The sequence below is a fragment of the Tepidiphilus baoligensis genome (assembly GCF_012911495.1).
Classification (GTDB): Bacteria; Pseudomonadota; Gammaproteobacteria; order Burkholderiales; family Rhodocyclaceae; genus Tepidiphilus; species Tepidiphilus olei.
Genome location: NZ_JAAAUB010000007.1, coordinates 69,198 through 86,671 on the forward strand (window position 1 = coordinate 69,198; position 17,474 = coordinate 86,671).

Annotated in this window: 16 protein-coding genes; 4 read left to right on the plus strand and 12 right to left on the minus strand. The window is 64.1% G+C overall.

Annotation, left to right across the window (positions count from 1 at the left end; genetic code table 11):
* Positions 1 to 9: 9 nt before the first annotated feature.
* A complete protein-coding gene (locus tag GV368_RS06305) occupies positions 10 to 1,092 on the minus strand; it encodes a TRAP transporter substrate-binding protein (RefSeq protein WP_169115919.1) in 1,083 nt (360 codons plus the stop codon).
* 132 nt (positions 1,093 to 1,224) lie between these two features.
* The gene (locus GV368_RS06310) at positions 1,225 to 2,259 is read right to left on the minus strand and encodes an NAD-dependent epimerase (RefSeq protein WP_169115920.1); all 1,035 of its coding nucleotides are present in this window, start codon (positions 2,257 to 2,259) and stop codon (positions 1,225 to 1,227) included.
* A gap of 77 nt (positions 2,260 to 2,336) precedes the next feature.
* On the opposite strand from GV368_RS06310, the gene aat reads away from it, so the two are divergent.
* From aat to GV368_RS06325, 3 genes are read left to right on the plus strand one after another with little or no spacing between them, the layout of a single operon-like run.
* Entirely contained in the window at positions 2,337 to 3,071 is a 735-nt protein-coding gene (aat, locus tag GV368_RS06315) for a leucyl/phenylalanyl-tRNA--protein transferase (RefSeq protein WP_169115921.1), read from the plus strand.
* On the plus strand, positions 3,068 to 3,817 hold the full coding sequence (locus GV368_RS06320) for an arginyltransferase (RefSeq protein ID WP_169115922.1): 750 nt from the start codon (positions 3,068 to 3,070) through the stop codon (positions 3,815 to 3,817). Before aat ends, GV368_RS06320 begins: the two co-directional genes overlap by 4 nt.
* Positions 3,814 to 4,836: a quinone-dependent dihydroorotate dehydrogenase gene (locus GV368_RS06325; RefSeq protein WP_194240912.1), complete on the plus strand. Its 1,023-nt coding sequence runs from the start codon at positions 3,814 to 3,816 to the stop codon at positions 4,834 to 4,836. The genes GV368_RS06320 and GV368_RS06325 overlap by 4 nt, the downstream gene beginning before the upstream one ends.
* Here the strand turns inward: GV368_RS06325 and motD are convergent.
* The 8 genes from motD to clpB all read right to left on the minus strand — a co-directional run bounded on the left by motD (position 4,805) and on the right by clpB (position 15,903).
* Positions 4,805 to 5,653 carry a flagellar motor protein MotD gene (gene motD, locus GV368_RS06330; RefSeq protein ID WP_169115923.1) on the minus strand — a complete coding sequence of 283 codons (849 nt, stop codon included), beginning with the start codon at positions 5,651 to 5,653 and terminating at the stop codon, positions 4,805 to 4,807. The two genes, GV368_RS06325 and motD, sit on opposite strands and share 32 nt — an antisense overlap.
* A 12-nt stretch (positions 5,654 to 5,665) precedes the next feature.
* Positions 5,666 to 6,430, minus strand: coding sequence for a flagellar motor protein (locus GV368_RS06335; RefSeq protein ID WP_169115924.1), 765 nt, complete (start codon positions 6,428 to 6,430; stop codon positions 5,666 to 5,668).
* Between the two features lie 5 nt (positions 6,431 to 6,435).
* Positions 6,436 to 7,239, minus strand: coding sequence for an RNA polymerase sigma factor FliA (locus GV368_RS06340; RefSeq protein ID WP_169115944.1), 804 nt, complete (start codon positions 7,237 to 7,239; stop codon positions 6,436 to 6,438).
* Positions 7,240 to 7,355: 116 nt separating this feature from the next.
* A complete protein-coding gene (locus GV368_RS06345) occupies positions 7,356 to 8,138 on the minus strand; it encodes a hypothetical protein (protein ID WP_169115925.1) in 783 nt (260 codons plus the stop codon).
* Between the two features lie 14 nt (positions 8,139 to 8,152).
* On the minus strand, positions 8,153 to 9,607 hold the full coding sequence (flhF, locus tag GV368_RS06350; RefSeq protein WP_169115926.1) for a flagellar biosynthesis protein FlhF: 1,455 nt from the start codon (positions 9,605 to 9,607) through the stop codon (positions 8,153 to 8,155).
* Positions 9,608 to 9,735: 128 nt separating this feature from the next.
* A complete protein-coding gene (gene flhA / locus GV368_RS06355; RefSeq protein ID WP_169115927.1) occupies positions 9,736 to 11,844 on the minus strand; it encodes a flagellar biosynthesis protein FlhA in 2,109 nt (702 codons plus the stop codon).
* Between the two features lie 30 nt (positions 11,845 to 11,874).
* Positions 11,875 to 13,044: a flagellar biosynthesis protein FlhB gene (gene flhB / locus GV368_RS06360; protein WP_169115928.1), complete on the minus strand. Its 1,170-nt coding sequence runs from the start codon at positions 13,042 to 13,044 to the stop codon at positions 11,875 to 11,877.
* A gap of 279 nt (positions 13,045 to 13,323) precedes the next feature.
* Entirely contained in the window at positions 13,324 to 15,903 is a 2,580-nt protein-coding gene (clpB, locus tag GV368_RS06365; RefSeq protein WP_169115929.1) for an ATP-dependent chaperone ClpB, read from the minus strand.
* Between the two features lie 211 nt (positions 15,904 to 16,114).
* Between clpB and GV368_RS06370 the strand changes: the two genes are divergently transcribed.
* Positions 16,115 to 16,630: a phasin family protein gene (locus GV368_RS06370; RefSeq protein ID WP_169115930.1), complete on the plus strand. Its 516-nt coding sequence runs from the start codon at positions 16,115 to 16,117 to the stop codon at positions 16,628 to 16,630.
* A gap of 31 nt (positions 16,631 to 16,661) precedes the next feature.
* Here GV368_RS06370 and moaE read toward each other — a convergent pair whose 3' ends face one another.
* On the minus strand, positions 16,662 to 17,099 hold the full coding sequence (gene moaE / locus GV368_RS06375; protein ID WP_142811377.1) for a molybdopterin synthase catalytic subunit MoaE: 438 nt from the start codon (positions 17,097 to 17,099) through the stop codon (positions 16,662 to 16,664).
* Between the two features lie 4 nt (positions 17,100 to 17,103).
* Entirely contained in the window at positions 17,104 to 17,358 is a 255-nt protein-coding gene (locus GV368_RS06380) for a MoaD/ThiS family protein (protein WP_169115931.1), read from the minus strand.
* Positions 17,359 to 17,474 lie beyond the last annotated feature (116 nt).

The window sequence follows — 17,474 nt, forward strand, 5'->3', positions numbered from 1 at the left end:
GCCCCCCCTTCACAGCGGCGCCGCGGCCATGTATTGATCGTAGCTGAGTTCCGATAGACGGAACCAGGCGTATTCGTCGCGCAGGAACTTTTGATAGTGGGCGTTCAGCCGGCGGAAATCTTCGTTCTTCGCCTCGAACTCGGCAAAGACCTCTCGGCTCGCCTTGAAGGCCGCGTCCATCACTTCTTTGGGCATACGCTGGATCTTGGCGCCCTCGGCGATGAGGCGACGCAGCGCCTCGGGATTGCGCGCATCGTACTTGGCGAGCATTCGCGTGTGCGCGTCGGTGGCGGCGATGCGCATCGCTTCTCGATAGGCCTTTGGCAGGGTCTCGTAGGCTTTGGCATTGACGAGCAAAGTCACCTGCGCACTACCCTCCCACCATGCCGGATAATAGCCATAGGGAGCGACGCGATGAAAACCCAGTTTCTGGTCATCATAGGGAGAGCTCCATTCCACCGCATCGATCGTCCCTTTCTCGAGCGCCTGATAGACCTCACCGCCGGGAATGGCCTGGGATACCGCCCCGAGTTTGCCGAGCACATGGCCGGCCATGTTGCCCATGCGCATCTTCAAGCCCTTGAGATCCTCGACCGAGCGAATCTCCTTGCGATACCACCCACCCCATTGGGTGCCGGTATTACCGAGCGGGAAGTTGACGATGCCATAGCGGGCATAGATCTCACGCAGGAGCTGCAATCCCCCGGCGTCGTACATCCAGGCATTCATCATGCGGGCATTCATGCCGAAGGGCAGGATCGCGTCGAAGGCGAACGCTTCGTTCTTGCCGATGAAATAGAAGGTGATGGCGTGCGCCATTTCCACCGTGCCGTTTTGCACCGCATCGAACACGCTCAGCGCCGGAACGATCTCCCCACCGGCAGAGACTTCGATCTGGAAAGCGCCGTCGGTGAGATCGGCAATGTTGCGGGCGAAATCTTCGCTCACGCCAAAGAGCGTATCGAGCGAACGCGGATAGCTCGAAGCCAGACGCCAGCGGACGTTGCGCTGGGCCATCACGACGGCCGGGGCGACGCCAGAAGCAAGAATTCCGGCCAACCCAGTCCCTTGGATGAAACGACGTCGTTCCATTTCCTCCTCCCATTATTTTTTTATGGACAAATATATTTCACCGATCAGACTACAACAAAACGAGGGCGACGACAATCGACGCGAAAGATGCCATCTCGGCAGACGTAGGAGAAGACACTCGACGCGTTCAACTCACCTTGTTTTTTCATAGTACGCCAAATACCAAGCGACGAATTTCCCGATCCCCTCGCGCACGCTGGTCCGGGGGCGGTAGCCCACGGCCGCCTCGAGCTCGCTCGTATCGGCGTAGGTGTCGGGCACGTCGCCCGGCTGCAGGGGTAGGTATTCGCGCTTCGCTTTCCGGCCGAGCGCCTCTTCGAGCGCTTCCACGTACTCGATGAGCGGCACCGGACGGCTTGCGCCGATGTTGTAGATACGCCAGGGGGCACGGCTCGACGCCGGATCGGGCGCATCGCCAGACCAGTTCGGGTCGGGTTCGGCCGGCTTGGCGGCGAGCCGCAGCACCCCTTCGACGATGTCCTCGACGTAGGTGAAGTCGCGCGTGTGCCGACCTTCGTTGAAGAGCGGGATGGGTTCGTCGGCGAGGATCTTGCGGGTGAAGATGAAAAGCGCCATGTCCGGGCGCCCCCAAGGGCCATAGACGGTAAAGAAGCGCACTCCCGTGGTCGGAATGCCGAAGAGATGGCTATAGGCGTGCGCCATCAGTTCGTTGGCACGCTTGGTGGCGGCATAGAATTGCAGGGGATGGTCGGCCGGCTGGTGTTCGGAAAAGGGCAAGCGGGTGTTGGCGCCGTAGACGCTCGAGGTGCTCGCATAGACGAGGTGCGGATGGGGCGTGGCGGCACGGCAGCATTCCAGCACATTGACGAAGGCGTCGATGTTGCTGTGCACGTAGGCGCGCGGGTTCTCCAGCGAATAGCGCACGCCCGCCTGTGCGGCCAAGTGGATCACCGCGTCGAACCGGTGCGCGGCGAAACACGCTTCGAGCACTGCACGATCGGCGAGGTCGGCGCGATGAAATGTGTACGGCGTGCCGGTGCGCGCGGCCGTGGCCTCGAGCTCGCGCAGCCGCGCTTCCTTGAGCGCGGGGTCGTAGTAATCGTTCACGACGTCGATGCCGACGACGCCCACCCCCCGTTCGAGCAGGGTGCGCGCCGTATGAAAACCGATGAAACCGGCGTTGCCGGTAACGAGATAAGTGGCCATGCGCGAGCCTTTCGTCGTTGCGATCCGCGAAATTATAAGGTACTCTCATTTTCATCCTCGCCGCTTCGTGCGATCCCATGATCCCCTGGCTCGACCCGCGCCTCCCTCCTCGATTCCCCTCGCCGCGGCTGGCGCTCGCCGAACCCAACGGCCTGCTCGCCGCGGGGGGCAGCCTTGCCCCTTCGTGGCTACTGGAAGCCTATCGACAAGGGATCTTTCCCTGGTTCTCGGAAGGGCAACCCATCCTGTGGTGGAGCCCGGCGCCGCGCCTCGTACTCGAACCGCAGCGGCTGCGGGTGCGCCGCTCGCTGCGCAAGGTGCTGCGCCACCGCGGTTTCGTCACCACGCTGGACGCGGATTTCCCGTCCGTGATCGCCAACTGTGCGCGGCTGCGCCCCGAGGGTACCTGGATCACACCGGAGATGATCGACGCCTATATCCGCCTGCACGCGCTCGGCCACGCGCACAGCGTCGAGACCTGGCACGAGGGTCGCCTCGTGGGCGGTCTCTACGGCGTGGCCCTGGGCGGGGTTTTCTTCGGTGAGTCGATGTTCCACCTCGAGTCGGACGCTTCCAAGGTGGCGCTGGTGCGACTGTGCGCCGAGTGCCGTGCGCGCGGCATCACCCTCATCGATTGCCAGATGAGCACGCCGCATCTGCGCTCGCTCGGCGCCGAGGAGATCTCGCGCGAAGAATTCCTCGCCCAGCTTGCCCGGCTCGTGCCCGAGCGCCCCACGCCACAGCGCTGGCAGAGCGAACTACCGGCCGTCGCACTCGCAGAGGGAATATTCTCCCGGGAGCCCCTTCCATGAGGCATGCCACTCCACCCGAGACGCTGCGTTTCTACCCCTCTCAGCCCTACCCGTGCCCTTATCTTCCCGATCGTACGGCGCGTTCCTGCGTGGCCACGCCGGCGCACCTCGTCGATGCCGCCACCTACGGCCGACTGGTACGCGAGGGGTTCCGGCGCAGCGGCTATTTTTCCTATGGCATGATCTGCGACCAGTGCGAAGCCTGCGTGTCGGTGCGCGTGCCAGCCGCGCGTTTTTGCCCCGACCGCTCGCAGCGCCGCACCTGGTTACGCTGGGTCGGCAAACTCGCCGCCACCGAGCAGCCCCTCGTCTTCATTCCCGAGCACTTCCGCCTCTATCGCCGCTACGTGATGGCGCGCCACGACGAAGCCGACGAGGACGCCTCGCCCGAGAACTACGAGCGATTCCTTCTCGCCTCGCACGTCGACACGCGCCTCGTCGAATTCCGCACCCCCGACGGACGGTTGGTGATCGTAAGCCTCGTCGACGTGCTCGACGATGGGCTTTCCTGCGTCTACACGTTCTACGATCCGGAAGACCCCCGGGCGGGTTTCGGTACCTGGTCGATCCTGTGGCACATCGCCCAGGTCCAAGCGAACGGCATGCCCTACGTCTACCTCGGCTACTGGATTGCCCGCTCGCGCAAAATGGCGTATAAAGCACGCTTTCGCCCGCTCGAAGGCTACTGGCGGGGCCGCTGGCTGCCCTTCGAGCGTATCGAACCGCTCTTCCGGACCGTACCATGATCCCTTACTGCTTCGCCCGTCCGGCGCTCTTCGCGCTCGAACCGGAGACCGCCCACGACCTGACGATCCGCGCGTTTGCCACCCTGGGGCGGCTGCTGCCCCCGCCCGAGCCGCCCCGGCGCGCCCCCATCACCCTCATGGGCCTGGAATTTCCCAACCGCGTCGGGCTTGCCGCCGGGCTGGACAAGAACGGGGAGGCGATCGATGGTCTGGCGCGGCTAGGATTCGGTTTCATCGAGGTGGGCACCGTCACGCCACGGCCGCAGCCGGGCAATCCCAAGCCGCGGCTCTTCCGCCTGCCGCAGGCGCGCGCCCTCATCAACCGCATGGGATTCAACAACGACGGCGTGGACGCGCTGGTCGCACGGGCACGCGCTCGCCGCTGGCGCGGGATTCTCGGCATCAACCTCGGCAAGAATGCCGACACACCCCTCGAACGCGCCCTCGACGACTATGTCGCGGGACTGCGCCGCGTGTGGACCACGGCCGACTACGTGACGATCAACGTCTCCTCACCGAACACGCGCGCCCTGCGCGAACTGCAGCGCGGCGACTCGCTCGAGGCGCTACTCGGAGGGCTACGCGAAGAGGCCGAACGGCTCGCGGCGAGCCACGACAAGCGCACGCCGCTCGTGCTCAAGATCGCCCCCGATCTGGAAGAAACCGAGCTCGATCTCATCGCCGAAAAAGTGCTCGAATACCGCATCGACGGCGTGATCGCCACCAATACCACGATCTCGCGCGAGGGCGTGGCGCACCTGCCGCACGGTCAGGAAACGGGGGGGTTATCGGGCGAGCCGCTGCGCGAACGCGCTACCGCCGTACTCGCGGCACTCGCCCAGCGCCTTCAGGGGCAGGTGCCGCTCATCGCCGCCGGCGGCATCCTCTCGGGCGAAGATGCGCGCGCCAAGCTGCGCGCCGGCGCTTCCCTCGTGCAGATCTACACCGGGCTCATCTATCGCGGCCCGGCGCTGGTGGAGGAATGCCTCAAGGCGACGGAGGAAGAATGCTGCCGATAGCTCCTTCTTGGGCGGGCAGAGCGGATGTCGCACCAGCTCCACCGGAATCGATGAGGGATTCGAGCCTGATCGTCACACGACGGTTCTTCTGCCGCCCTTCCTCGGTGGCATTGTCCGCGATGGGACGCTGATCGGCGTAGCCTACCGCAGCGAGGCGGGACGATGCCACCCCTTGCTCCTCGAAGAGCCGCACGACCGCTGCCGCCCGGGCCGCGGATAGTTCCCAGTTGGAGGGATAGCGCGCCCCTCGGCGCAAGGGAACGTTGTCCGTGTGACCTTCGACCCAGATCGGCCCATCGCCGGCATACGCCAGAACGTTGGCCACTTGTCTGAGGATGGCGATCGCCATCGGGCCCAGCGTTGCTTCACCACTGGGAAAGAGGATGCCAGCGTCGATCTCCACGGTCACCCCGAACGCTCCCTCGCTCACCGTGACCTGACCGCTCTCGATCAAAGGCTGAAGCGCGGCACGCAAAGCCGAAGCGGCGTGGGCGGTGGTTGCAAGCGCCTGGCGCACCCGCTCTTCGCCGCGCTCGCTCCCCTGATCTCCCCGCTGCGGCACCGGCAGCGGTACGCCGCTGACGACGGCCGGTATCGGAATTTGCTCCTTCACTTCACCGGTTTGGGGCACGATGATGCCAGCACGAAAGGCTTGGTGGAGGGATTCGGATAGAACGCGATATTTTCCCTCGTTGAGGGAAGACAGGGCGTACATCACCACGAAGAACGCGAAGAGCAACGTAATGAAGTCGGCATAGCTCACCAGCCAGCGCTCCAGATTCTCGTGTTCTTCGGAAGATTTCCTGCGCCTCGCCATGGTGCGCCCCGCTCAGGAGGAAGTGCCTGAACGAATCTCGGCCAGATACGACCCCATCCTGCTTTCGATCAGCCTCGGATTATCCCCTTGGGCGATTCCCACGAGTCCATCGACGAGCATTTGGCGTTGCACCGTGAGCGTGTGGATGTGGGTCATCAGCTTCTTCGACACCGGGATGAAAATGAGATTGGCCGCACCTACGCCGTAGATGGTGGCCACGAAAGCCACGGCGATGCCTGCGCCCAGCTGAGAAGGATCGGCGAGGTTTTCCATCACGTGGATGAGCCCCATCACAGCTCCGAGAATGCCGATGGTGGGAGAATAACCACCAGCCGATTCCCACACCTTGGCACGCAGTTTCAACTGTTCCTCGGCCATGTCGATCTCGGTCTCGAGCACCTCGCGCATTCGATTCGGCTCGATGCCGTCGACGAGTAGTTGGAGCCCTTTCTGCACGAAGGGATCCCTTTCCTGAGCGATCCGCGCTTCCAGCGACAAAAGGCCGTCACGCCGAGCGACACGCCCCCATTCCGTGGTTTTCTCGATGAGCGCATTGGAATCGTCCGCGGGGGTGACGAAGACCCATTTGAGCAGACGCAAGGCTCCGACGAAGATGGGCAAAGGGGTTTGCAACAGCACGGCTCCCGTCGTGCCACCGAAGACGATGAGAAACGCCGTCGGCTGCAGCAGGGAGCCGATATGTCCTCCTTCGAGGATCTGACCGACGACGATGGCCGCCAGCCCGAGGACGAGGCCGATGAGGCTGGTCGCATCCATCGCCGTCAGGCTTCGTCCGCCGTGGTGTCGGGCCGCTCAGCAATACGGCCCGCTTTGGGCGGGCGACCTCGACGGGCCCGTGGCAGCGGGGATTTCTCCCCCAGCAGGAAGGACCTCAGGCGCAAAATGGCTTGCGCGTGCAATTGCGACACCCGCGATTCGCTCACCCCGAGAACGGCGCCAACCTCTTTGAAATTGAGCTCATGGTCGTAATAGAGCGAGAGCACCAGTTTTTCCTTTTCCGGCAAGTCGATGATCTTCTTTACCAATTGCGCCCGCAGTTCGGCCGACTCGGTGAGATCCTGGGGACCCGGCTCGTCATCCCCGAGATGGCGTTCGAGAAAGTCCTCACCCGCCTCGGGTTCGTACATCAAATCGTCGAAATAAAGGATCTGGTGACCTTTGGCTTTGGAGAGCAGCTTTTGATAGGCTTCGAGTTCGATGCCGAGCGCTTCGGCCACCTCCCTCTCACTGGGCGCCCTCCCCAGGTGCTGCTCGAGCGCTGCGATGACCTCCTCGACGCGGCGCATTTCCTTGCGCAGCTGGCGCGGAACCCAGTCGTTCTCGCGCAAGGCATCGATCATGGCACCGCGGATACGAGCGAGCGCATAGGTTTCGAATTCGGCACGATCATCGTCGCGATAGCGCTCGATGGCCTCCACCAGCCCCATCATGCCGCATTGGACGAGATCGTCCAGCTCCACGTTCGGCGGCAAACGGTTGACCAGGTGCATGGCGATGCGCTTGACCATCGGCGCATACGCCCGTACCAGTGCCGCCATGTCCGGCTTGCCCGTCTCGTCCAGCATCCATGCGACCTTGCGTTTCGACGGATCGCGCGCCTCGAATTTACGCACGAACCCCGCCCACAGGGGGGATTTTCCCTCAGCTCGTATTTTTTTACCAGAGGGAGTCAACGCAGCCGTCACCATGAGTTCGTCCCTGCCTGGGTCCCGACCGCCCCCGAGGGCCAGCCGGGTGACTTGGCCATTCCCCCGTCCTCGCCGGTCATCGCCTGCCATGCGCGCGCATCGAGGGTTTCGAGCCGACTCCAGCCTGCCACCCGTAAAGAGAGTTTGCGCCACCATATTCCTTGCAACTCGCGCACGAAAGCCTCGGCCTCGGCGGCATCGCGCCCACCCACCGTCACGACGCCCAGGCGCGAGCGCCCATGCAACGTGGCATCTTGAGCCCGGCCGAGCGCTTCACGCACGCCATCGGCCGATAGTTCCGCGAGCACCACGGCACTCGGCGCACTCGTGAGAAAGGCAGACGCATCGGCCGCGTCACCCCGGCCCGCATGGACCAGCGCCGTTTCGAAGGGTCGCAACAAGGTTTGAAACGAACGCAGCAAGCGTTCACGACGCATCTCGTCGAGCAAGGGAAGCGCGAGCGCCGCCGCCTTCACGTTGAGATAACTCACGCCGCCGGGCAGCGCCACGAGGAGACGGATCGCGCGTTCGGTCGAGCCCAGGGCACTCAATAGATCGGCCGTGCGGCCCGCCCCAGCCGCCTCGGGTAGAGTCTGGCTGGAGACAGCTTCGTCGACGACGAGGACCGGTCCCGAGCGGCGCGCCAGCCGACGAGCGAGCCGCATCGTGTGATCCGCCCACCCCGCACCCGTGGAGAACACCGTACAGACGGTTGGCGGTCGCTGCCGGAAAAGCCGCCTCAGGGTTCCTGCCTGGTCTCCGAGTATTTCACGCATGATGCTCTCCTCGATCACGCCCCGACCGCTGCGGCCAGCCATAGTGCCGCCTCGTCGGCGGCCATCGTCACCCGTTCGCTCCCGGCGCCACGAAACGCCCGCTGCAGCAGCCAAGCGCGGTTGGGCAAGTGCAGATCCTCCGGCACGCGCTGCCCGTTGGCGACGTAGTGCACGCGCAGTCGATGCCGGATCGCCACGTCCAGCGCCGCGGCGATGGTGGCGGCCTCGTCGACCTTGGTGAAGATGCAGCCAGCGAGCCCTTCGCCGCCAAACGCGCGGGCGACGTCGTCGAGCGTATCGCCCCGGCTCGTGGCGTTGAGGCACACGAGCCGGCGCACCGGCCCCGCGCCCATGAGCATCGCCACCTGCTCGGTCACCGCCTTGTCGCGCTGGCTCATGCCGATGGTGTCGATGAGCACCATGTGTCGGCCACGCAGCTCACCGAGCGTGGCGCGCAGATCGTTCGCGTCGCGTGCGGCGAACACCGGAACGCCCAGGATACGCCCATAGATGCGCAGCTGTTCATGAGCGCCGATGCGGTAGCCGTCGGTAGTGATGAGCGCCACCCGAGCCGCCCCGTGGCGCACCACGCAGCGGGCGGCGATCTTGGCGGTGGTGGTCGTCTTGCCCACGCCCGTCGGGCCGACGATGGCATAGACGCCGCCGCGGTCGATCAGATCGTCGTCGCTGCCGACCACCTCCAGCCGCGCACCCAATCGCGCCATGGCCGCTTCGCGCGCGGCGTCCCAATCCTCGGTCGCCTCGATACGGTCGCACACCTCGCGCGCGAGCGCCGGCGAAAATCCCGCCTCCAGCATCTCGCCGAGCAAACGCGCGCGGGCCGGCGCCTTGCGCACGGCTTCGTTCCAGGCGAATCCGGCGAGTTGCCGCTCGATCATCTCCTGGATCTTGCCCAGTTGCCGTGCGAGCACAGCGTTTTGTTCCTGCAGGGCCTCGATGCGGCCCTCCAGCGCCGGCGAAGACGGGGGCTCGACGGGCGCCGCACCGAACCAACCCGGCTCGCGCAACGGTTCCGGTGCTGGCGGCTCCTTGCGCGCCGCCTCCATCGCCCGGCGAATGCGCTCGGCCTCCTCCTCTTCCTTACGCACGACGTATTCCGGTGTCTCCATGCGCGGCGGAGCGAATGGCTTGATCTCGGGGGCACTGCGCCGCTGCGGTCCGCGAGAGGAGAGCGTCACCACCGGCTCTTCCTCGGGGGCAGACGCTTGGGCATAGGCCGCGGCCGCGGCCCGCTTGCGCCCGCCTGCCGATTCAGCCTGCCGAGGCGCCGTCGCGGCGGCGCTCGACCCACCGGGCAACGCCCCCACCGCGTCGGCCGGCAGCGCCAGAATCTCGACGCCGCCCTCGACGGAGCGGTTTGCCAGAACGATCGCATCCGCGCCCAGTTCCTGTTTGAGCTGCCGCAGCGCCTCACGGGCTGTCGGTGCGAAATAGCGTTTGACGTCCATCTGGCTGCTCCCCCATGCACGGGCCGTCCGGTCGGCCCCTCGATCCCATTATCGGCGGCCGACCTCTGGACTCGTCGCATGAAAAAAGCGGGGTAAACCCCGCTTTTCTCCGGCCGACGACGGATGCATCACGACGCGGGCGAACCGATCATCTCCACGATCTCGATCGAGCGCTCCTCGGGCATCTCGCTGGTGGCGATCACCCGGAGATTCGGCACGGCACGGCGCAAGAAACGGGCGAGCAACCAGCGCAGCTGCGGCGGCACGAGCAAAATGGGCGCCAGCCCCTGTTGCTCCAGACGTTGCACGGCCAACCCGCTCTGGCGTAGCAAAGTGTCGGCCAAACCCGGTTCGATCGCCCCCGGCTTACCTCCGCCCGCACCCACGGCCTGCATCAGGATACGCTCGAGCGCCGGATCCAGCATCAAGACGGGAACCTTGCCGCTGCCGGGTGCGAGCGACTGCACGATGGCACGTCCTAAGGCTTCACGCACCCGGCTGGTGAGCTCCACTGGATCCTGCGTCTTCGGCGCCCATTCGGCCAAAGTTTCGAGGATGGTGCGCATGTCACGGATCGCCACCCCTTCCTCGAGCAGATATTGCAGCACCTTCTGCACCGTCGTCACCGGCACCACGGTGGGCACCAGGTCCTCGACGAGTTTGGGAGATTCCTTCTGGATGCGATCGAGCAGTGCCTGCGTCTCCTCGCGACCCAGCAGTTCGCCGGCATGCTCGACGAGTACCTGGTTGAGGTGCGTGGCGATGACCGTGGCGGCATCGACCACCGTATAGCCCAACGCGTGCGCCCGCTCGCGCAGCCCGGCGTCGATCCACTTCGCCGGCAGGCCAAAGGCGGGATCCTTACCGGGCCGCCCCTCTATCGGGCCGAGCACTTGCCCCGGATCGATCGCCAGATATTGTCCGGGATAGACTTCGCCGCTGCCGATCTCCACCCCTTTGAGCAGGATACGGTAGGCGTTGGGCCTGAGTTCGAGATTGTCGCGGATATGGACGGGAGCGGGCAGAAAGCCCACCTCCTGGGCAAACCGCTTGCGCAATCCCCGGATGCGCTTGAGCAGCTCCCCGCCTTGCGACTGATCGACGAGCGGGATGAGGCGGTAGCCGATTTCCAGGCCCAGGACGTCCACCGGCTGCACGTCGTCCCAGCTCGCCTCGATCACCTCTTCCTGCGGCGCAACGGCGGCAGGCGCAACGGTTTTCGGCTCCGCCGCTCGCCGACGTTCGTTCGACCAACGTTTCCATGCCATCCACCCCAGGGTGCCCCCGATGAGCAGGAAAACGAAGTTCGGCATCCCGGGAATCATGCCCATCACCAAAAGGATACTGGCCGCCAGAGCCAACACCTGCGGGTTGGTGAAGACCTGCTGGATCAACAACCCTCCCAGATCCATCGACTCCTCGCCCACCCGCGACACCACCATACCGGCGGCGATCGACACCATCAGCGCCGGAATCTGCGCCACCAGCCCATCGCCGATCGTCAGGATCACGTAGGCATCGGCCGCGCGCGACAGATCCATGCCGTGACCGACCACCCCGACGATGAGCCCGCCCAGGATATTGATCAGCAGGATCAGGATTCCAGCCACCGCGTCGCCGCGCACGAACTTCGACGCACCATCCATCGCGCCGTAGAAATCGGCCTCCTGCGAAATTTCCTTGCGCCGGCGCCGCGCCTCCGCTTCATCGATGAGACCGGCATTCAAATCCGCGTCGATCGCCATCTGCTTGCCGGGCATGGCATCGAGGGTGAAGCGCGCACTCACCTCGGCGATGCGCCCGGCACCCTTGGTGATCACCACGAAGTTGATGATCACCAGAATCACGAACACTACGATGCCGATGGCCATGTTGCCACCGACGAGGAACTGACCGAAGGATTCGATCACCCGCCCGGCCGCATCCGGCCCCGTGTGTCCGTGTAGCAGCACCACGCGAGTGGACGCCACGTTCAGCGCAAGGCGCAGCAGCGTAGTGACCAGCAAAACGGTGGGAAATACCGAAAAATCCAGCGGGCGCACGGTATACATCGCCACCAACAGCACCACGACCGACATGGCGATGTTGAACGTGAAGAAGAGATCCAGCGCAAAGGGCGGCAGCGGCAGCACCATCATCGACAGCACGACGAAGATGAACACCGGCGCGGCCAGCAAGCGCATTTTCGAAGGCACGAACCACGTTCGCCAATCGATCAAGGTCCGCTCTCCTGCCATCGTCTCACTCCCTTACGGCGCACATCGCGCTCACGGCTCCCCGTCCCCAGCCTCTGCCGTGGCCACTTCACCCGGATCGAGTTCTGGTGGCACCGGCACTTCTTGTGGCGGCTGGGGCTTGGGTCCACCCTGGGCCATCCAGCGATCCAATTGAAACACATAGGCCAGAATCTCGGCTACTGCCGCGAAGAGGGTCGGCGGTATCGTCTCGCCGATCTCGACGTGCGCATAGAGCGCACGCGCCAAGGGCGGAGCCTCCACGCGGGGCACCTGGGCTTCGTCGGCGAGTTCGCGGATCCTCTGCGCGATGACCCCCCTGCCCTTGGCCACCACCATGGGAGCGGCCATCGATTTTTGATCATACTTCAGAGCCACGGCGAAGTGCGTCGGGTTGGTCACCACCACGTCGGCCTTGGGCACCTCGGCCATCATCCGTTTACGCGCCATCTCGCGCTGCACCGAACGGATACGCGCCTTGAGGTGCGGGTCCCCTTCTTGTTCCTTGTATTCCCGCTTGACCTCTTCTTTGGTCATGCGTAGTTTCTTGTAGTACTGCCACAATTGGAAAGGCACGTCGACCGCAGCGATCAGCGCGAGTCCGGACACGATCAGCAAAGCCCCGAATAGCATCTCGCGCAAAAAACTTCCTGCCGCATCGCTCACCGGCAGAACGCTCAAAGAGAGCACGACGTCGCGCTCACGCCGAAAGGTAATCCATACCATCGCCGCCACCACCGAGACCTTGAGTAGCGACTTGACGACCTCCATCGCCCCATGCAGCGAAAAAAACATACGGCGCAAGCCATTCATCGGATTGAGCCGCCCGAGACGGAAACCCAAGGTCTTGGGAGCGAACACCAGCCCACCCAGCATCAGGGGACCTGCCACCGCAGCGAGCATCAAGAAAAGCAAGAGCGGCGCGAACGAGATCAGCGATTCGACGTACAGCCGCTGCAATATCCCCAGCATCCGCGTCAAATCGAAAGCCGTATCGCGCTCGAAAGCGAACCCCTGAGTCAGCACCCCCATCCAACGCCGGCCCATCCACTCCCCTGCGATCATCAAGGTGATCACGCCGACGAAGAGCACGAGAAAGGTCCCGAGTTCACGCGAATGCGGGACCTGACCCTCTTCACGCGCCTTTTCCAACCGCCGTGGTGATGGCTGTTCGGTCTTTTCGAGATCGCTCTCTTCGGCCACGTCGTGGCCCTCCTTCTACCCGATACATCCATGATCGCAGTCGGAGCGCCAAGACCAAAGGCGAAAAAACGCCCCCTTGGTACCGTATTTCCCTACCCTGAAAAAAAGCCGGCTGCTTTGCCGGCTCTCGGACCCTCGAAGAAAAAGCGCTCGGCGTTCGTGCCTCAATCGAGCGCCTAAACGGATGCACGCAGCGGGCCCATCTTTCGGATGGATCGCGTCGGCACACGGCGAGGCACCCCTCGCCGCGGCCCCGCCTGCACTGCTTTTCGGCTCTGATCAGATCTTGTCGAAGCGGAAGATCCCGTTCTCCACCGTGACGCGAATCGTATCCTTCGGTCCGAAACGACCTTCGAGGATCGCCTTGGCGAGCGGATTCTCGATGAGGTCCTGGATCGCCCGCTTCAAAGGCCGCGCGCCGTAGACCGGGTCGTAGCCCGCCTTGGCGAGTTCGCGCAGGGCCTCTTCCGTCACCTCGAGGGCCATGTCCATACGCGCGAGCCGCGCCTCGAGCCGGCGCAGCTGGATGCGCGCCACCCCGGCGATGTGCTCCTCGGCGAGCGGATGGAACACCACCACCTCGTCGATGCGGTTGAGGAACTCGGGACGGAAGAACCCGCGCACCTCGGCGAGCACGGCGAGCTTGATGACCTGATAGTCGTCCCCGGACATCTGCATGATGCGCTGGCTGCCGAGGTTGGAAGTCATCACGATCACGGTGTTGCGGAAATCCACCGTGCGTCCCTGGCCGTCGGTGAGCCGACCGTCGTCGAGCACCTGCAACAGCACGTTGAACACGTCCGGGTGCGCTTTCTCCACCTCGTCGAAGAGGATCACGCTATAGGGCTTGCGCCGCACCTGCTCGGTGAGATAGCCCCCTTCCTCGTAGCCGACGTAGCCCGGAGGCGCACCGATGAGCCGCGCCACGGAGTGTTTCTCCATGTATTCGCTCATGTCGACGCGGATCATGTGATCCTCGGAATCGAAGAGGAAGTCGGCGAGCGCCTTGCACAGTTCCGTCTTCCCGACCCCCGTCGGCCCGAGGAAGAGGAAGGAGCCGATGGGACGGTTCTCGTCGCCCAGACCCGCGCGCGAGCGCCGGATGGCATCGGAGACGAGCCGTACCGCTTCGTCCTGCCCCACCACCCGCTGATGCAAATGCTCTTCCATCTTGAGGAGCTTTTCGCGCTCGCTCTGCATCATCTTGCTCACGGGAATGCCCGTCATGCGCGAGACCACTTCGGCGATCTCCTCGGCGCCGACCTGGATGCGCAAGAGCTTGAACGGCGCGCCGGATTTCTCCGCCTCTTCGGCCTTCTTCAGCTCGGCCTCGAGCTGGGGCAACCGTCCATATTGGATCTCGGCCACCTTGTCGAGCAGCCCCTTGCGCTGATACTCCAGCATCTGCGCCCGCAGGCGGTCGATCTCTTCCTTGAGGTGTTTGGTGCCCTGGATGCGCGCCTTCTCGGCCTTCCACACCTCTTCGAGCTCGCTGTATTCACGCTGCAGCCGCTCGAGCTCTTCCTCGATGAGCTTCAGACGCCGCTGCGAGGCTTCGTCCTTCTCCTTCTTCACCGCCTCGCGCTCGATCTTGAGCTGGATGATGCGCCGCTCGAGCTTGTCGAGCGCCTCGGGCTTGGAGTCGATCTCCATCTTGATGCGTGCGGCCGCCTCGTCGATGAGGTCGATCGCCTTGTCCGGCAGGAAACGGTCGGTGATGTAGCGGTGCGAGAGCTCGGCCGCGGCGACGATGGCCGGATCGGTGATCTCCACGCCGTGGTGGATCTCGTACTTCTCCTGTAGCCCGCGCAAGATGGCAATGGTCTGCTCGACGGTAGGCTCCTCGACCATCACTTTCTGGAAACGGCGCTCGAGCGCGGCATCCTTCTCGATGTACTTGCGATACTCGTCGAGCGTGGTCGCGCCGATGCAATGCAGCTCGCCGCGCGCGAGCGCAGGCTTCAGCATGTTGCCCGCATCGAGCGCCCCTTCGGCCTTGCCTGCGCCCACCACGGTATGGATCTCGTCGATGAAGAGGATGATGCGCCCCTCTTCCTTGGTGATCTCGGTGAGGATGGCCTTCAGGCGCTCCTCGAACTCGCCGCGGTACTTGGCCCCGGCGATCAAGGCCGCCATGTCGAGCGCCAGGATGCGCTTGTCGCGCAGGCTCTCGGGAACCTCGCCATTGACGATGCGCTGCGCGAGCCCCTCGACGATGGCCGTCTTACCCACGCCGGGCTCACCGATGAGCACGGGATTGTTCTTGGTGCGTCGCTGCAGGATCTGGATGGTGCGCCGGATCTCGTCGTCGCGCCCGATCACCGGATCGAGCTTGCCGCGACGCGCCCGCTCGGTGAGGTCGATGGTATATTTCTCCAACACCCCGCGCTGCGCCTCGGCCTCGGGCGTCTCCACCTTCTGCCCGCCGCGCATCTGCTCGATGGCCGCCTCCAGCGCCTTGCGCGTCAAGCCGTGCTCGCGCGCGAGGCGCCCCGTCTCGCCCTTGTCTTCGGTGAGCGCGAGCAGGAACATTTCGGTGGCGATGTAAGGATCACCGCGTTTTTGCGCCTCGCGGTCGGTGAGGTTCAAAAGGTTGGCCAGATCGCGCCCGATCTGGACCTCTCCACCCGTGCCCTGCACCTGGGGTAGCGCATCGATCGCCTGGTGCAAGGCCGCCTTGAGCCCGGCGACATTGACGCCGGCGCGCTGCAGCAGGCTCACGGTCGAGCCGTCTTCCTGCTCGAGCAGCGCGAGCAGCAGATGCTGCGGCTCGATGAACTGGTTGTCGTGCCCCACCGCGATGCTCTGCGCTTCCTGAAGCGCCTGCTGGAACTTGGTGGTGAGTTTGTCGAATCTCATGGAACGCTCCGTCGAAGGAAAGCAATGGATGCCTTGTATATAGGTGCCGGATAGGAGAAATTCAAGCCCGACGGAGCAAAAAATGCCAAAAGATTTAGCCGGTGGCATTGTGCAGTGCATCACATTTTTCTTGCACCCTTCTAGGAACGATGCTATAGTAAAAAAAGCGTTTTATCCACGTCCGTCACCATACTTACTGCGGGAGCAGATCATGAAGACTCAAAACAATTTGGCGCAATTGCAGCAAAAGCAATTGGAAAACGCGATGAAATTCACCCAGATGGCCATCGACAACACCCAGCGCCTGCTCGCGCTGCAGATCGAAACGGCCAAAGCCCTCTTCGAAGAAGGCGCGCGCAGCACTCAAGCGCTGCTCGCCGCCCAAGCGCCCGAGGAGCAATTGAAACTGCGCCAGGAGTTCGCGCAGAAATCGGCCGAAAAAATCATGGGCTGCATCAACGAGATCGCCCAACTCACCGTCAAGGCCCAGGCCGAGCTCAACCGCCTCGTCTCCGAAGCGATCACCACGGGTTCCCAGGAATGGACGCAGGCCGTGCAATCGCTGGGCACCAATCTGCCGAAAATGGGCGGTGAAGACCCGATGAAAGCCGTGCAGAGCGCGATCGACCAATCGCGCGCCGTGCTCGAGCAGATGTCGAAAATGACCACCGAAGCCTGGCAGAACATGATCTCCGGGGCGCAACAGCAGCCAGGCGGCAAGAAGTAAAACGACGCGGATTGAGCAGGGTGCGCTGTGATCACCAACGGCGCGCCCTATCCTCGTCTCCCTCCTTTGCCTCGACCCAACGGGTCCCTTCTTCCGTCTCTTCTTTCTTCCAAAACGGCGCTTCGGTCTTGAGGCGATCGATCAGGAATTCGCTGGCCGCAAACGCTTCGGCGCGGTGGCGGCTCGCCACCCCCACGAACACGATGCGCTCGCCCGGCAACAATCGCCCAAAGCGATGAATCACCGTGACCGCCGCCAAAGACCACCGCCGGCGCGCCTCCTCGACCAAAGTCTCGAGCGACTTCTCGGTCATACCTGGATAGTGCTCGAGCGTCATCGCCCGCACAGCCCCGCCCCGTACCGTCCCGATGAAGATGACGACCCCACCCACCTCGTCGGCCGCCCGGTGCAGCCGTTCGCTCTCGGCCCCGACGTCGAAATCCTCGGACTGTACCCGCACCACGTCCATGCGCTCAACCTCCGGTGACGGGGGGAAAAAAGGCGATCTCGTCCCCATCGCAGACCGGCTCGTCCCAACCGCACAGGCTACGATTGCGCGCACAGCGAAGATTCTGCCACTCGAGCAAAGGCGCCCATTGCGCCCCCCGGCTGCCCAGATACGTCCGCAGAGCGCCCACCGTATGCACCGTCTCCGGCAAGGGGATACGCTCCCCTTCGCTCGAGAGCACATCGCGCAGCGCCGCGAAATAGAGCACATTCACCACCATGCGTCCTCCTTTTCCTGCAAGCCGTGTCGCACTCCCCCCGTGGGTTCACGGCCAGTCGACGGGGGCACACGGCGCGTCGACGAAACCAAGCCCGATGACGGGAAAGCCCCGTGCCA

Coding starts and splice junctions, on each gene's coding strand:
- GV368_RS06305 (WP_169115919.1), bottom strand. CDS start 1,092: ATGGAACGACGTCGTTTCATCCAAGGGACTGGGTTGGCCGGAATTCTT.
- GV368_RS06310 (WP_169115920.1), bottom strand. CDS start 2,259: ATGGCCACTTATCTCGTTACCGGCAACGCCGGTTTCATCGGTTTTCAT.
- aat (WP_169115921.1), top strand. CDS start 2,337: ATGATCCCCTGGCTCGACCCGCGCCTCCCTCCTCGATTCCCCTCGCCG.
- GV368_RS06320 (WP_169115922.1), top strand. CDS start 3,068: ATGAGGCATGCCACTCCACCCGAGACGCTGCGTTTCTACCCCTCTCAG.
- GV368_RS06325 (WP_194240912.1), top strand. CDS start 3,814: ATGATCCCTTACTGCTTCGCCCGTCCGGCGCTCTTCGCGCTCGAACCG.
- motD (WP_169115923.1), bottom strand. CDS start 5,653: ATGGCGAGGCGCAGGAAATCTTCCGAAGAACACGAGAATCTGGAGCGC.
- GV368_RS06335 (WP_169115924.1), bottom strand. CDS start 6,430: ATGGATGCGACCAGCCTCATCGGCCTCGTCCTCGGGCTGGCGGCCATC.
- GV368_RS06340 (WP_169115944.1), bottom strand. CDS start 7,239: ATGCTGGACGAGACGGGCAAGCCGGACATGGCGGCACTGGTACGGGCG.
- GV368_RS06345 (WP_169115925.1), bottom strand. CDS start 8,138: ATGCGTGAAATACTCGGAGACCAGGCAGGAACCCTGAGGCGGCTTTTC.
- flhF (WP_169115926.1), bottom strand. CDS start 9,607: ATGGACGTCAAACGCTATTTCGCACCGACAGCCCGTGAGGCGCTGCGG.
- flhA (WP_169115927.1), bottom strand. CDS start 11,844: ATGGCAGGAGAGCGGACCTTGATCGATTGGCGAACGTGGTTCGTGCCT.
- clpB (WP_169115929.1), bottom strand. CDS start 15,903: ATGAGATTCGACAAACTCACCACCAAGTTCCAGCAGGCGCTTCAGGAA.
- GV368_RS06370 (WP_169115930.1), top strand. CDS start 16,115: ATGAAGACTCAAAACAATTTGGCGCAATTGCAGCAAAAGCAATTGGAA.
- moaE (WP_142811377.1), bottom strand. CDS start 17,099: ATGGACGTGGTGCGGGTACAGTCCGAGGATTTCGACGTCGGGGCCGAG.
- GV368_RS06380 (WP_169115931.1), bottom strand. CDS start 17,358: ATGGTGGTGAATGTGCTCTATTTCGCGGCGCTGCGCGATGTGCTCTCG.